This window comes from Terriglobus sp. ADX1 (assembly GCF_036877645.1).
In the GTDB taxonomy this organism is placed as follows: Bacteria; Acidobacteriota; Terriglobia; order Terriglobales; family Acidobacteriaceae; genus Terriglobus.
On record NZ_JAEDXV010000008.1, the window covers coordinates 120,497 to 132,583 of the forward strand.

9 protein-coding genes and 1 tRNA gene are annotated in these 12,087 nt (G+C 54.3%); 7 read left to right on the forward strand and 3 right to left on the reverse strand.

Features of this window, described 5'->3' with window-relative positions; all coding sequences use genetic code 11:
- Positions 1–83: 83 nt before the first annotated feature.
- Positions 84–159: transfer RNA gene (locus JAO32_RS07520), tRNA-Ala, on the forward strand.
- Positions 160–371: 212 nt separating this feature from the next.
- Here the strand turns inward: JAO32_RS07520 and JAO32_RS07525 are convergent.
- From JAO32_RS07525 to JAO32_RS07535, 3 genes are all read right to left on the reverse strand, one after another.
- The gene (locus JAO32_RS07525) at positions 372–2,417 is read right to left on the reverse strand and encodes a B12-binding domain-containing radical SAM protein (RefSeq protein WP_334239061.1); all 2,046 of its coding nucleotides are present in this window, start codon (positions 2,415–2,417) and stop codon (positions 372–374) included.
- Between the two features lie 463 nt (positions 2,418–2,880).
- Positions 2,881–5,742, reverse strand: a complete 2,862-nt coding sequence (locus tag JAO32_RS07530; protein WP_334239063.1) for a protein kinase domain-containing protein — start codon at positions 5,740–5,742, stop codon at positions 2,881–2,883.
- Positions 5,732–6,334 carry a sigma-70 family RNA polymerase sigma factor gene (locus JAO32_RS07535; RefSeq protein WP_334239065.1) on the reverse strand — a complete coding sequence of 201 codons (603 nt, stop codon included), beginning with the start codon at positions 6,332–6,334 and terminating at the stop codon, positions 5,732–5,734. Before JAO32_RS07535 ends, JAO32_RS07530 begins: the two co-directional genes overlap by 11 nt.
- A gap of 240 nt (positions 6,335–6,574) precedes the next feature.
- Here JAO32_RS07535 and JAO32_RS07540 point away from each other — a divergent pair, with 240 nt between their 5' ends.
- The 6 genes from JAO32_RS07540 to JAO32_RS07565 all read left to right on the forward strand — a co-directional run bounded on the left by JAO32_RS07540 (position 6,575) and on the right by JAO32_RS07565 (position 11,927).
- On the forward strand, positions 6,575–6,739 hold the full coding sequence (locus tag JAO32_RS07540; RefSeq protein ID WP_334239067.1) for a hypothetical protein: 165 nt from the start codon (positions 6,575–6,577) through the stop codon (positions 6,737–6,739).
- Positions 6,740–6,868: 129 nt separating this feature from the next.
- The gene (locus tag JAO32_RS07545) at positions 6,869–8,344 is read left to right on the forward strand and encodes a sigma-54 interaction domain-containing protein (protein ID WP_334239069.1); all 1,476 of its coding nucleotides are present in this window, start codon (positions 6,869–6,871) and stop codon (positions 8,342–8,344) included.
- Positions 8,345–8,664: 320 nt separating this feature from the next.
- Entirely contained in the window at positions 8,665–9,249 is a 585-nt protein-coding gene (locus JAO32_RS07550) for an RNA polymerase sigma factor (RefSeq protein ID WP_334239071.1), read from the forward strand.
- On the forward strand, positions 9,246–9,980 hold the full coding sequence (locus JAO32_RS07555; protein ID WP_334239073.1) for a hypothetical protein: 735 nt from the start codon (positions 9,246–9,248) through the stop codon (positions 9,978–9,980). The genes JAO32_RS07550 and JAO32_RS07555 overlap by 4 nt, the downstream gene beginning before the upstream one ends.
- Positions 9,977–10,843, forward strand: coding sequence for a HEAT repeat domain-containing protein (locus JAO32_RS07560; RefSeq protein ID WP_334239075.1), 867 nt, complete (start codon positions 9,977–9,979; stop codon positions 10,841–10,843). The genes JAO32_RS07555 and JAO32_RS07560 overlap by 4 nt, the downstream gene beginning before the upstream one ends.
- 73 nt (positions 10,844–10,916) lie before the next feature.
- On the forward strand, positions 10,917–11,927 hold the full coding sequence (locus JAO32_RS07565; protein WP_334239077.1) for a HEAT repeat domain-containing protein: 1,011 nt from the start codon (positions 10,917–10,919) through the stop codon (positions 11,925–11,927).
- Positions 11,928–12,087 lie beyond the last annotated feature (160 nt).

Sequence of the window (12,087 nt, forward strand, 5' to 3'; positions counted from 1 at the left end):
GATACACTCAGGTTGTTGCTCGCGCCGCGAAGCGCATCGCTGGAGCGGCAAATAGGCATGGCAGATGCCTGCCAACCCCTCAAGGGCCTGTAGCTCAGCTGGGAGAGCGCCTCGTTCGCAACGAGGAGGTCAGCGGTTCGATCCCGCTCAGGTCCACCAAACTTTCAGCAAATCTATGCACACCGGCGAGATTGGTATCTCTGTGTCGGCACTTGTGTTGTCTCCGCCAGTCTCCGTCTCGGGATTTCATTAAACGGAGTAAGAAGAACCGTGCCTTGCCTCACGATGAGCTGCCTATCGTTCTCTCTGCACCGATTTTTGGGAGGCTGCAAACTCATAGTCCTATCTCAGAATGCAACATGCAAACCGTATCAACCAGTGGCCGTGCTGGCCACGATCCACCGATCCTCCAGCAAAGAGCTCTTCAGCGCCAGCGTTGCGCCTTCAATGGCTTCTTCATCTGAAATTTCGAAGGCTCTTGCAACATAGCGTTGCAAATCGACATGACTGCCCGCTATTCCCACACGGAGAGCATCGGAAAGAAACGGAGATATCTGCACTAAGGTGGCTCGCCCCCCTGAGTTCGTGCGGGTCGCGTAATAAGAGCGATTGGACTCAAGATGCGATGAAGAGCCTTCCATGAGGCTCTGGATGAGCGCGGCAAGATCGAAACCCAAGTCAACCAACGTGACTCCCGGCGCGAGATAAGCAACTTCCGGATCTTCGCCAGCTGATGGTGAGGCGAACGGCGTGGCTGCATCTGGGCCAATCTCGGTGGCGCTTGAGAGGTTGAGCGCTTGCTGAACTTGTACGAGTGTCATGACCACATCATTGCGGTCTGCAATGGATGTGCGGACGAATTCAAGAAAGTCCGAACGGCAGATCTCGCTGGCGTAGTAGCGACGCAGGTCAGATTTCGTCATGGGACCACGATGTAATACGCTCCACGCTTGCCATGACTCACGGAACTTCAAGACATCTTCCACCTGTGCAATCGCACATAACAACCAACGAAAATGCTCCACGGCCATTCCCAGGAACTCACGCAATTCAAACAGTGTTTCCCTATCAAGAGAGGGAGTGGGAATCATATAAAAATTCGGGAAGATATGAGGATAATTTCGAATCAGTTCGAGGTCCTGTTCAGAACTTCCAAGCCCCTGATGAGACATATCTGAACAGTGATCTTCGAGTACGAGTTCCTCTGCATGGTTTGTGTAGAGGGGCGTGCCCGCTAATGGTGCGAGCAAGTTGATTTGTGGATGCGACAGGGAACAACGTGCGGACTGCATGTAGATCTTCAACGTGTCCTGAACATCGCTCCATTCTTCTTCTGGAAAACCAGTGATGAGCGACGCCGTTGTACGAATCCCCAGGTGCTCGCAGACCCTAAGCATCTCCTCTGCTCGGGCCGGGTCAAGATCTTTGTCGATGATGCGCTGCATGCGCACTGATCCTGATTCAATTCCGAAAAAGAGACCGCGACATCCGCTTGCACTCATTTGCTCCAGCAATTCCTTATCAATGCAGTCGGTGCGAGCACTACAATCCCATGTGAAATCTTCTCCTGAAGCCTGCATCGCTTCGCAGAATGCGACGACACGCTTTCGATCCACAGTGAACATGTCGTGGACGAGTTCGAAGTGACGAATGCCGTAGGTCGTAGCGATGGAACGCATCTCTGTCAGGACGCGGTCTGGGGATCGAAGCCGAAACCGTCTCCGAAAGAAATCATTCGTGGAACAAAATGTGCAGGAGAAAGGGCATCCCCGGCCGAGTTCAATCGACGCGGATTTCGCACCATGAAGATAACTGCTGAGGTGATAGGACGGAGATGGCAGAGAATCCAGGTCCTCAATGACAGGTGCGTTGGGAGTACGCCGCACTCCTTGTCGGTCGCGGAATGTCAGCCCAGGAACTTGTGAGAATTCATAGTCACCCTGTAATTCACGCAGCAGGATAGGAAGAGATTTTTCCGCCTCGCCACGAAGAATGAAATCGACGAACGGAAAGCTGGCGACGACCTTCTCATCCACAACAGATGCTTGCGGACCACCGAACAGGATGGTCGCGTAGGGCCGAATCTCTTTTACCGCGCGCGCGACTCTTAGACTCAGCGGAAACGTGCTGCAGATGGAACTAAAACCGTATACATCTGCGTTGGCGCGCACGACCGTAGACGCAAGATGATGAGCGAAGTCATCGATGCGATCAGCCCCAACGTCAGCGGCAAAGCGAAGGTACTCTGCGTTGACGTCAAAGACGTGGGGACAATCTCCCTCTGCTTCAAGAACCGCAGCGACACTTAGAATGCCAAGCTGCGGCTGCAGAGCAGCCTGTTGCACTGCCCTGCTCGCAATCTCTTCTCGTGTTCGAAACTCAGTGACCGTCGGTGCCGTGACGAGCGCGAAGTGCATCGGTGTGTCTCCACTTTCCGAATGGGAATCGCGCTAAAACGGAGGGTATCCCTCTTGCTCAATACGCAGCTCGAGTGCGTAAGTGGTACCGCCAGATCCTGAACTTTTCGGGTCAACTGCTGTCTGACCTGGGGAACATACCTGCTTAAACGGAAGTTCTTTCGTTCGCAGCAATTCCTGAAGCTTCGCAAGAAAGATCCGTCCCTCTTCTGTATAAGGAACTTTCACCTCGAGAGATTCCCGTTTCACTACTGTGGGCGACAGCCCAAGCGATCCGCCAGGTTGAGGCCTCGCGGTTTTCGCTGACTTCGAAGCATTCTTGGGTGAAGAAGTTGATGGAGCCTTTGTTACCTTGGAAGTTTTTTTCGGAGAGGGGGACGAACCAGGAACACGTGCCATGTTACCTCGTTATCTTCTCAATCTTGCCCGGCGTTGCTATTGGAAATAGCCCAAGCGAGATCGATTATGGGTGATTTGTTAGCTTTCCGAGTTGGATTGTAGAACTCTGTTCCCCAAGGTTCAAATAAATTGTGTCGCCTGCAACCGATAAATTGAAGATGCGAGGTAAGACGTTGTCGATGGATGCTCTTTGCTTATGAAAGTGCGCAACGTCGAAGCGAGTTCCAAACGTTTTGGTCTTTACGTCGAATGGCAAACCATAGATACAGGAAAAGCCGTCGGCGTTGGAAACATAAAAGATCGTCTTACCATCTCCGGACCAGCGAGGATGCCACGGTGTACCGGCACCGGTAGGGATCGGAATCCAGGTGCGATCAGCCTCTCCTGTTTGTGGATTAAGGCGGACCGCATACATCCGTTTGCGATCACTTCGCGACTCCATGAACAGAAGAAGGCCGTTCTCTGAAGACCAATTTATATCTCCAAGGGATCGATCAGCCCCTTGCAAGATGACCTTTACCGTACCGCTGGAAGCATCCATCATGTTGACAGTACCGTGTGCCTCATCACGAAAAAAGAACGTTCGATTGTGTTGAAACCATCCCATCGGCTCCATGCAATTCATGCAGGCTCTCTTCATGGTTTCACCAAGCTGTCCTGTATAGATTGCGCTCCTACCATCACTTTCGACTTGCTGATAGGCGATCCACTTCAGGGCGCCATCGATGATCGGGGACAGTACGGATGTTCCGGAATCAATCAATGTAGTCTCTTTGCCAGTAGTCGTATCTCGTAGAAGAATTTGTCGCTCTCTCTGTCGTCCTCTTTCGTAGACGATAGCTCTACCTCCTTCAGCAACGTAGGGAGAACCGTCCACGCCGGCATCCTGCGTTATTTTCTCCAGCTCATGCTTCTGTCCTTTCGCTGCGCGCGTGATGCGCCAGACATGCAGTGCACCTGATGTCCGCGTGAACGCAATATCTCCATGGGATGAAAGGGACGGATCCAAATCTGCCGCATTCTCATTGAGAAGCCATCGCATCTGGTCGGTTGCTTCGAGTGAATGCGTATCCAACCTGAGGGAGAGAAGGCCTGAGCGGCGTGAGTCAGCAACGGAGCTGAAGACGAGGCTGTCTGAAATCCAGTTGACGGAGTTCAACCTACTGGGAAGTAGTTTGACCGATCGTAATTTTGCAAAAGCATTCGTGGCGTGCGGCACACCATTGTCGATCTTCAAGGTCCACCAGTCGTAGCAGCCGTGCGGCTCCTGATCGTTTCCTGCACAGCCGCCGAATAAGACAGCGGTACCGTCAGAACTCCACACCGGGAAGCGCGCATCTAGAAATGTCGGCGCAAGCTGCTGCGGTGTACCCCCTGCGAGCGGCATTACGTAGAGCTTTCCGGAAAGATTGCTCTGATCCGGGTCTCCGGTCCAATACAACAACCGTTGACCATCCGGAGAGATGGCTGGATTTCTGCCCCGCGGTACGAGCAATTTGGTGCCCTCTGGATTCTGCACGCTTGCGATATAGATGCCTCCCCCGTTCCGTTCTGAACGATAGGCGACAATGCTGCCGTCGGACGAAAGGCTTGGATCTCCATCCCGTGAGGAGTCGCGCGTGATGCGCCTCAGCGCCCCCGACGGCAGTGGCTGAACGAAAATGTCGAGATTTCCGCTCTCCGCCTGATCAGATGAATAAGCAAGATACTTCCCATCCCGAGAGAGTGAGGGACTTTCGGATTCGTCGGTGTCGGGGGTGAGCTGTCTCACATCACAGATTTGGCAGGGCTCCGTCTTTGGCGTGTGTACCGCCCTCAGAAGGAACGCCCCTCCGGCGATCACCAGCACGGTCGCGGCAATTGCAAGTAAGCCGGAGTGCTTTCTCCAACTGGGTAACAGGAGTGCCTTCCGTACCGCAGCCATATCGGCGAACCGATCCGCCGGATTGTGCTGCATACAACGTCGAATCACTCCGTCCCAGCGGGCAGGATAGCCTCGCTTCGCAGCTTTACTCCTAGCCGCTACTCCGATCGTCGTCGGTTGCGGACGCGAACCGGTCATCATCTCGTACAGGACAACACCAAAGGCATATTGATCTGCCAGAGGGCTCACTTGTCCGTGCTCGTCTTGTTCCGGCGCCATGTAGCCGGGCGTGCCCATACCGCTCACCCCGTCCACCGCGGCTTCTCCCGGCCGAATACGTATTGAGAGTCCAAAGTCCGTGATTACCGCACGGGTAAGCCCGTTTCCTGCATCGGCCAGAATCACGTTGGCGCTTTTGAAATCTCTATGGGTGACTCCTTGTGCGTGCGCAGCTTCAATTCCCGAGAGAAGCTGGGATGCAACAAGCACACCCAACTCAGGAGCAAGCCGTCCGTCCTGACGGATTTGCTCAAGCAGCGTGGGTCCCCGTAGCAGTTCCATAGTCAGGAACCAGGTTGGCCCCTCGCCAGGTTCATCATGCAGAAAGAGCTCGTGAACACGACAGATGTTCGGGTGGGAAATTTCGCGTGTGTGCCGTACTTCCTGCTTGAATCGCTCGATAACCTCAGCATGGATCGCGATATGGGGCAGGATGGTTTTAACCGCAACCTCCTGATTCAACTCTTTGTCCCAAGCCTCATACACCTCCCCCATACCGCCGGAGTTGATGAATCGCCTGATCTCAAATCGTCGCGCCAGGATATCTCCCTCACAGAAGCGTGGAGGGCGATTCTCAGGTTGAAGGTAGTCATGGAGATCACCCGCGGCGTCCTCAAGAAAATCACCGGCGGAAGCATCCGATTCCAATAGACGCAGGACTTCAGCTATAAGGTCCGGGTCTCCTGAGCATGAGGTTTCAACGATGGAGCGCTGCTGTGCTTCAGGAGCGTCCACCGCGAGATCAAAAACCTGCTTAACGCGCTCCCACCGTTCAACATCCATAGGGCGCGCTGCGTCTTGGCACGAGTTCTGCGTGCAGCCACGCTCTTGCCATGGACCAATCGCGTTTCGCGGTCCGGACAGAAATATCAAGCGCCTCTGCAATCTCTTCAAAGGAGAGGCCGGCAAAAAAACGCATCTCTACGACCTGTGCCTGCCGCTTATCGAAGGTCGCAAGCGCCTCTAAGGCACTGTTCAGCGCCAAAATATCGATTGGCGGCGCTGACACCAGCGCTTGTGATGAGAGTGTGACCTGTTGATGGGCGCCTGGCCGTTTCGCCGCTTTGGCGGATCGTGCATGATCGACCAGCACACGACGCATGATATTCGATGCGAGGGCGAAGAAATGGGCCTTGTTCTGGCAATCGAGATTGTCCAGATTGAGTAGCTGTAAATAGGCTTCGTTGACCAGAACGGTGGGCTGGAGCGTGTGGTTTGGACGCTCAAACCGCATCTTGCGCTCTGCAAGCGCATGGAGCTCACGGTAAACAAGCGGCATCAGAGCGGAAGCAGCTTCTGAGTCGCCTGCCTGAGCGCGCCGCAGTAACTGCGTGACGCGTTGTGGCTCAGCATTCGGATTGAGTGAATCCAACATGGGAAGTCCTCGAAAAAGCCACTTCAGTGTCGAATGGCCCGAGTATACCCGGAATTACTCCGGGCTCTCCAGTGATATGCCAGATTGTCGAAAAAACATTGGCACGATCGCCACACTTTTCACGCATTAGGGAGTGAGGACGGAAAAAAGTCCCTCAAGTGCTTGGAGGCAGTCGTGATCTTGCAGCCTGTTACCCGTCACATTCACACAAAAACTGTCCTTCGAGTAGGTCTTTTCCTATTGAAGGTCTTGGTATTTCTGCCGTTCTCTCTGCTTGCCCAGCCGCGGTCAACCGTATTCACCACGATCCCCATGGTTTCTGCCACCGATTCTGCGATGCACATGTCCGGCCAATACTATGCCGAAGCTGTGGCTGTTGCCAATGATCGCCCTGATCACGAGTAACCGCTTCAACCTGTTTTACTGCGCTTTCTGTGTCATTGAATTCCCGATTCCCTTTTCCCTCCAGGAACGGGGTTCCGCTTTGCTCTAAATCGTTGATTTCCTGCATCAGGATTAAGCCAAGGATTCAGTATGCCGAAGACACGTACCGTCGCTGTTATTAGTACCTCTACTCCCTTTCTCCATGCTGTGGTGGCCGCACTAACCTTTGAAGGACATGAAGCCATTACCTTCGAAACCTTACCAGAAGGCCTGTCTTTTGCCGAAGGTAAGCCACTAGACGCAGTCGTCGTTGACGTTTCTTCACGACCACCACGCGACGAGGCCTCTCTCTCGAAACTAGTGCGGATTGTCGGACAAGACAGGATATGGATGGTTTTGCCCATGGGCGTGAGCCACTGGAAGGAAGATGCCGGGAGATTCGGCATCGACCATACTCTGAATGCTCCGGTTCAACCCTCTGAACTCGAGGAGATCCTGGCCCATCTTCAGGATTTGCCAGACGTATTCACTTCGTCTCAAGGAGAAACGCCGCACGGTACCAAGCCGCGATACTTCCATATCGAAGACATCCCAAACAATCGGTACTTCCTGACGGCCAGTCCGGAGATGTGGCGTATCTATGAAAACATCTGTCTTCTGGCTGCAGTGAATGTGCCCGTCCTCATTCTGGGTGAAAGCGGTGTCGGTAAGGATGTGATCGCGAACCTGCTGCATAAGCGGTCACGGCGAGCAGCCCATCCATTCTGCTCGGTCAACTGCGCGGCGTTGCCGCCGGACTTGCTTGAAAGCGAACTCTTTGGCTATGAAGCTGGCGCGTTTACGGGTGCAGTAAAGGCCAAGCCCGGAAAGTTCGAACAGGCAGACAAGGGGACGATCCTGCTGGACGAGATTGGTGAGATGAGCGCAGCGATGCAGGCAAAACTGTTGCATGTACTGCAGGACGGTCGGTATTCCCGTCTTGGCGCCAGAAGCATCTCCACAGCCGATGTCCGCGTGATTGCAGCGACAAACATCGATATCGAGAGCGCGATCGCAGACAGGCTTTTCCGTGAAGATTTGTACTACCGCATCAACGCTTTCACCATCAAGGTGCCACCGCTTCGGGAGCGCCGGGAAGAGATCCCGTACCTGGTGGAAGAGATGATCAAGCGGCAGTCGGCTGCACTGTATCAAGAACCCGTTTACGTCTCGCCTCGCATGATGTCTGTGTTGATGGAATATCAATGGCCGGGCAATCTGCGCGAACTTGGGAACGCCGTAACTCGCATGCAGGTCTTAAAGGGACATGAATCATCGCTCGCAGACATTGAAAGCAAGATACTCGGCAGAGCTTCCAAGGCCCCTGTATGTTCCGTCGAAACCCCAGTTCGAAGCAACGTAAATGAGATGCGATCCATTGTCCGGAATTTCAGGGATCAGACCGAAAGTCGCCTGATTCAAAAGGCTCTGGAGGAAGCACGATGGAATCGGCGTCAGGCGGCACTAGCATTGCGCATTAGTTACCGCACACTGCTCTACAAGATTGACCAATACCAACTGAAAGGCACACGCATTCCCCTGCGCATTAGCACGACGCAGGATCGAGAATCGACGGCACACGCGTAAGCTCTCCTTCATCTTTCGACACACACTTGATTCACCCTCGCGAGAACCTTACACAGAGCCTGACCCGATCGATGTGGGCCAGCCGAACCGGCTCTGCTTGAGCAAGGCAAGTCGGATTCGGTGGCCATGAATCGCCGTCCCCGTAAACCACACGGGGCAGGCGAAACAGGTACTGCTCCGATCCACCATCCCTCACTCCCCGATTTTTGGCATCATGAACCACAGCCAATTTGGCTGACGGCAGTGCATCTCCAGCACTCACACTCTTCACAGAAAAATTCTTCCTAACCGCTTTCAAAACTCGTTGTCTAATCGAGCGAATGGAACGGGACGAGTCAGCAGCCATCCAGCGTGTGCTTCGCGGTGATCGCGACAGTTATCGCCTGCTCATGGAGCGGCATTATCCCGTTGCGTACCGCATGGCCTTTCGCATTACTGGCAACGCCGAGGATGCAGAAGAAGCCACGCAGGACGCATTCCTTCGCGCCTACCGCAAGCTGGAGAGCTTTCGGCACGACAGCAACTTCTCAACCTGGGTGAATCGCATTGCAATGAATTCTGCACTCAATCTCGTGGAACGCCGGATGCGTGACATCAGCCATGGGGCGCAGAAGCTGGACGAGCCAGCAGCACCCGGAACGACGCCACTGCAGGTTGCCGACGGCCACGCGGGCCCGGAGAGGCAGCTTCTGGATGCGGAATCGGCTCGGTTGCGGCACAAGGCGATGGAAGAGCTCACACCGATGGAACGCACGGCTTTCACTCTGCGGCACATGGAAGACCTCTCCATTGCCGAGATTGCAGAAGCGTTGCGTGTTCCACCCAATTCCGCGAAGCAGGCAGTCTTCCGCGCCGTTAGCAAACTACGCGTTTCATTAGCTTCACTTGCAGGAGGAATGCGATGAGCAATCAACATTGGCATGACAACAATCTGCAAAGTGATGAACAGGAACTGATCGCCTTCCACCTGGGTGAGCCGTGCAACGAAAAGGTAATTCGCGCGCGCCTGCAGACGGACGATACATATGCTGCGCTTTCAGAGTCCATTCAGCGTACACTTCGCGTTTTTTCCGCAGAGCCTGTTCCCGCTCCAGATATGCAAGCTGCATGGCAGCATCTGCGAAACAGTCTCCCTGTCCTTGAACCTGCAAAGAAAACATCCTTCTGGCAAAGGTTCGCATTTGTTCCGGCAGGTGCTATCGCTGTGCTGCTGCTCGTTGCAATGTTTTTCGTGCCACGTCTTCTGCGCAAACATGCGGAGCCAGATGAAGCAGGAGTGATCCAGCTTCGACCACCTGTAGAGAACGTTGGAACGCAAAGCATCTCAGAGCATCTTGATCGCGCCGAGCGCTGGCTCACGGTCGTGAATCACGCCACTGCGCCGCTGGACGAACAGACACAGACAGAAGGCGCGCGATTGCTCACAACCAATGCAGTCTATCTGCGTGAGGCGCGCAACCGTGGTGATCTACCGGATGCGGTTGCACTGGAACGCCTGGGGCGCGTGCTGACATCAGCGCACAATCCCGAGGAAGGCGGAATGCAGCTCCGCGTGGAGATGAACACTGACGGACTTTTGTTCGACCTGCGCATTCTGCGCCAGAACCACAGCCATCTGACTGGAGAACCTCAATGAAACTCAACCTTCACACAGCATGCCTTCTGATCGCCTGCTGCACTTCCCCGCTGATGCATGCAGCCGTTATCGAAGCCCCTACTGCAGTCTCTGCTGAAGACGACTACACCCGCGGCACACAAGCGTTGGACCAACAGCGGTGGCAGGACGCGATTGCCAGCTTTGACCGCGTAGTAGAAACCAAGGGTAAAAAGGCGGATGCCGCGCTGTACTGGAAGGCATATGCGTTAAACAAACTTGGTCGCGATGAGTTAGCGAGTAATACCTGCTCACAGTTGCATACAAGCTTCGCCAACAGCACATGGAACAAGGACTGCGCTGCGTTGACGGCCTCAGGAGCGGCTTCCACCACCGAGGCTGTAGGTGACCGAGCTTCACGGCACAGCAGCGCGGGGTCTGACGCCGACCTAAAGGCTCTCGCTTTGAATTCATTGCTGAACCGCGATCCTGCACAGGCGCTACCACTCGTTCGCAACATCCTTACCGGCAACAACACGCCCGAATTGAAACAGCGAGCGCTTACGATGCTTGCGCAAAACCCTTCTCCTGAGGCCCAGGCTCTGGTGCGCGATGTAGCGACAGGAAAGGTCGCCCCGGAAGAGCAGAAACATGCCATCCGCATGATGGGTGTCTTTCAAGGCAAGCGAGCGAATGACACACTCGTGGAAATTTATCGCACTTCAAGCGACCGCACCATCAAGCGAACAGTCATCTCTTCCCTCTTCATCTCCGGTGACGCAACACAAATGGTAGAACTCGCACGCAACGAGAAAGACCTTAGCCTGAAGCACGACATCGTTTCCCAGCTTGCCCTGATGAAGGACAAAGCGGCAACCGATTACATGATGGAACTTCTGAAGTAAGCCACTCACAGCGATAACACTCCAGACATGCGCACAGCATGTCCCGGACATTCCATGCCTTGAAGGAGGCACCATGCGCAAAATGATCCTGTTATCTCTGCTCGCTCTTCCGCTCGCAGCACAGCAGCCGAAGGTTCAGAACGGGCAGTTCAGCGTTGCATCCACATCAAATTTGACGAGCGAAATCAATGCATTGAAGGCCGCGAATACGGTGTCGTGGCTCGCCTATACCATTCCCACTTCGCGCAGAATTCAGAACGGCTGGAACTCTGACAGCATCGCCTATCTTGAAGGTGATCACAATCACGACAGGGACGATCAGAATGATAGCCCCCACGAGTCGTATCGAGCCCTGCTCTTGCTTCGCATCGCAGATCATGCAGTGCAGACCGTTCGTGTGGAAGATCCAGAACGCAAACTTGACGCGGGTGGAACGAAGGTCGAGTTTCTGCCAACAGTTGATCCTACTCAAAGTATCGCGACACTTCAGTCACTAGCAGAGGGCGCCACATCAAACAAGCTGCGCGACAGTTCAATCTTTGCAATCAGCATTCACAGTTCGGCCGCAACGGTCCCGGCGCTGGTAGCGCTCGCTTCTGCAAACCACGATCTTGCAGTGCGTGAGAAGGCTGCCTTTTGGCTCAGCACGCAGCATGGCAAAGAGGCGTTAGCCCCGCTTGATAGTTGGCTGCGCGACGATAAGGATGACCGCTTTCGTGAGAAGCTGACCTTCGACCTGACCTTAACCCGTGAACCATCCGCCGCGGACATTCTGATCCGCACCGCGCATCAAGACGCATCGCCAAAAGTGCGCAAACAAGCCCAATTCTGGATGGCCAATGTTGCGGGCAAGCGCGTTGCTGGAAGCCTGAGCGATGCGGCGGAAAACGACCCCGATGAAGGCGTGCGTAAATCTGCGGTGTTTGCACTCTCACGGTTGCCGAATGATGAAGGTACTCCGCGTCTCATTGAACTGGCGCAGAACAATAAGGATGTTGTTGTTCGCAAACAGGCAGTCTTCTGGCTCGGGCAGTCAAACGATCCGCGTGCTCTGGAGTATCTAACGCAACTCGTCAAACGGTAAGCCACACAACACTCATAGAGAAAACGGACTGAGTGGATAAAACCACTCAGTCCGTTTTTCATAACCCGTCTATTCCCTTCTACACACCTCACACCAAAGGTTTCGCGAGTCCTCGGCCAACATAGAAGTTTCCATCTTGGAGTCGGCTACGTATAGGTTT

Excerpts from the sequence above, each read along its gene's own strand:
- JAO32_RS07525 (WP_334239061.1), bottom strand. The coding sequence starts at position 2,417 with ATGCACTTCGCGCTCGTCACGGCACCGACGGTCACTGAGTTTCGAACA.
- JAO32_RS07530 (WP_334239063.1), bottom strand. The coding sequence starts at position 5,742 with ATGGATGTTGAACGGTGGGAGCGCGTTAAGCAGGTTTTTGATCTCGCG.
- JAO32_RS07535 (WP_334239065.1), bottom strand. The coding sequence starts at position 6,334 with ATGTTGGATTCACTCAATCCGAATGCTGAGCCACAACGCGTCACGCAG.
- JAO32_RS07545 (WP_334239069.1), top strand. The coding sequence starts at position 6,869 with ATGCCGAAGACACGTACCGTCGCTGTTATTAGTACCTCTACTCCCTTT.
- JAO32_RS07550 (WP_334239071.1), top strand. The coding sequence starts at position 8,665 with ATGGAACGGGACGAGTCAGCAGCCATCCAGCGTGTGCTTCGCGGTGAT.
- JAO32_RS07555 (WP_334239073.1), top strand. The coding sequence starts at position 9,246 with ATGAGCAATCAACATTGGCATGACAACAATCTGCAAAGTGATGAACAG.
- JAO32_RS07560 (WP_334239075.1), top strand. The coding sequence starts at position 9,977 with ATGAAACTCAACCTTCACACAGCATGCCTTCTGATCGCCTGCTGCACT.
- JAO32_RS07565 (WP_334239077.1), top strand. The coding sequence starts at position 10,917 with ATGCGCAAAATGATCCTGTTATCTCTGCTCGCTCTTCCGCTCGCAGCA.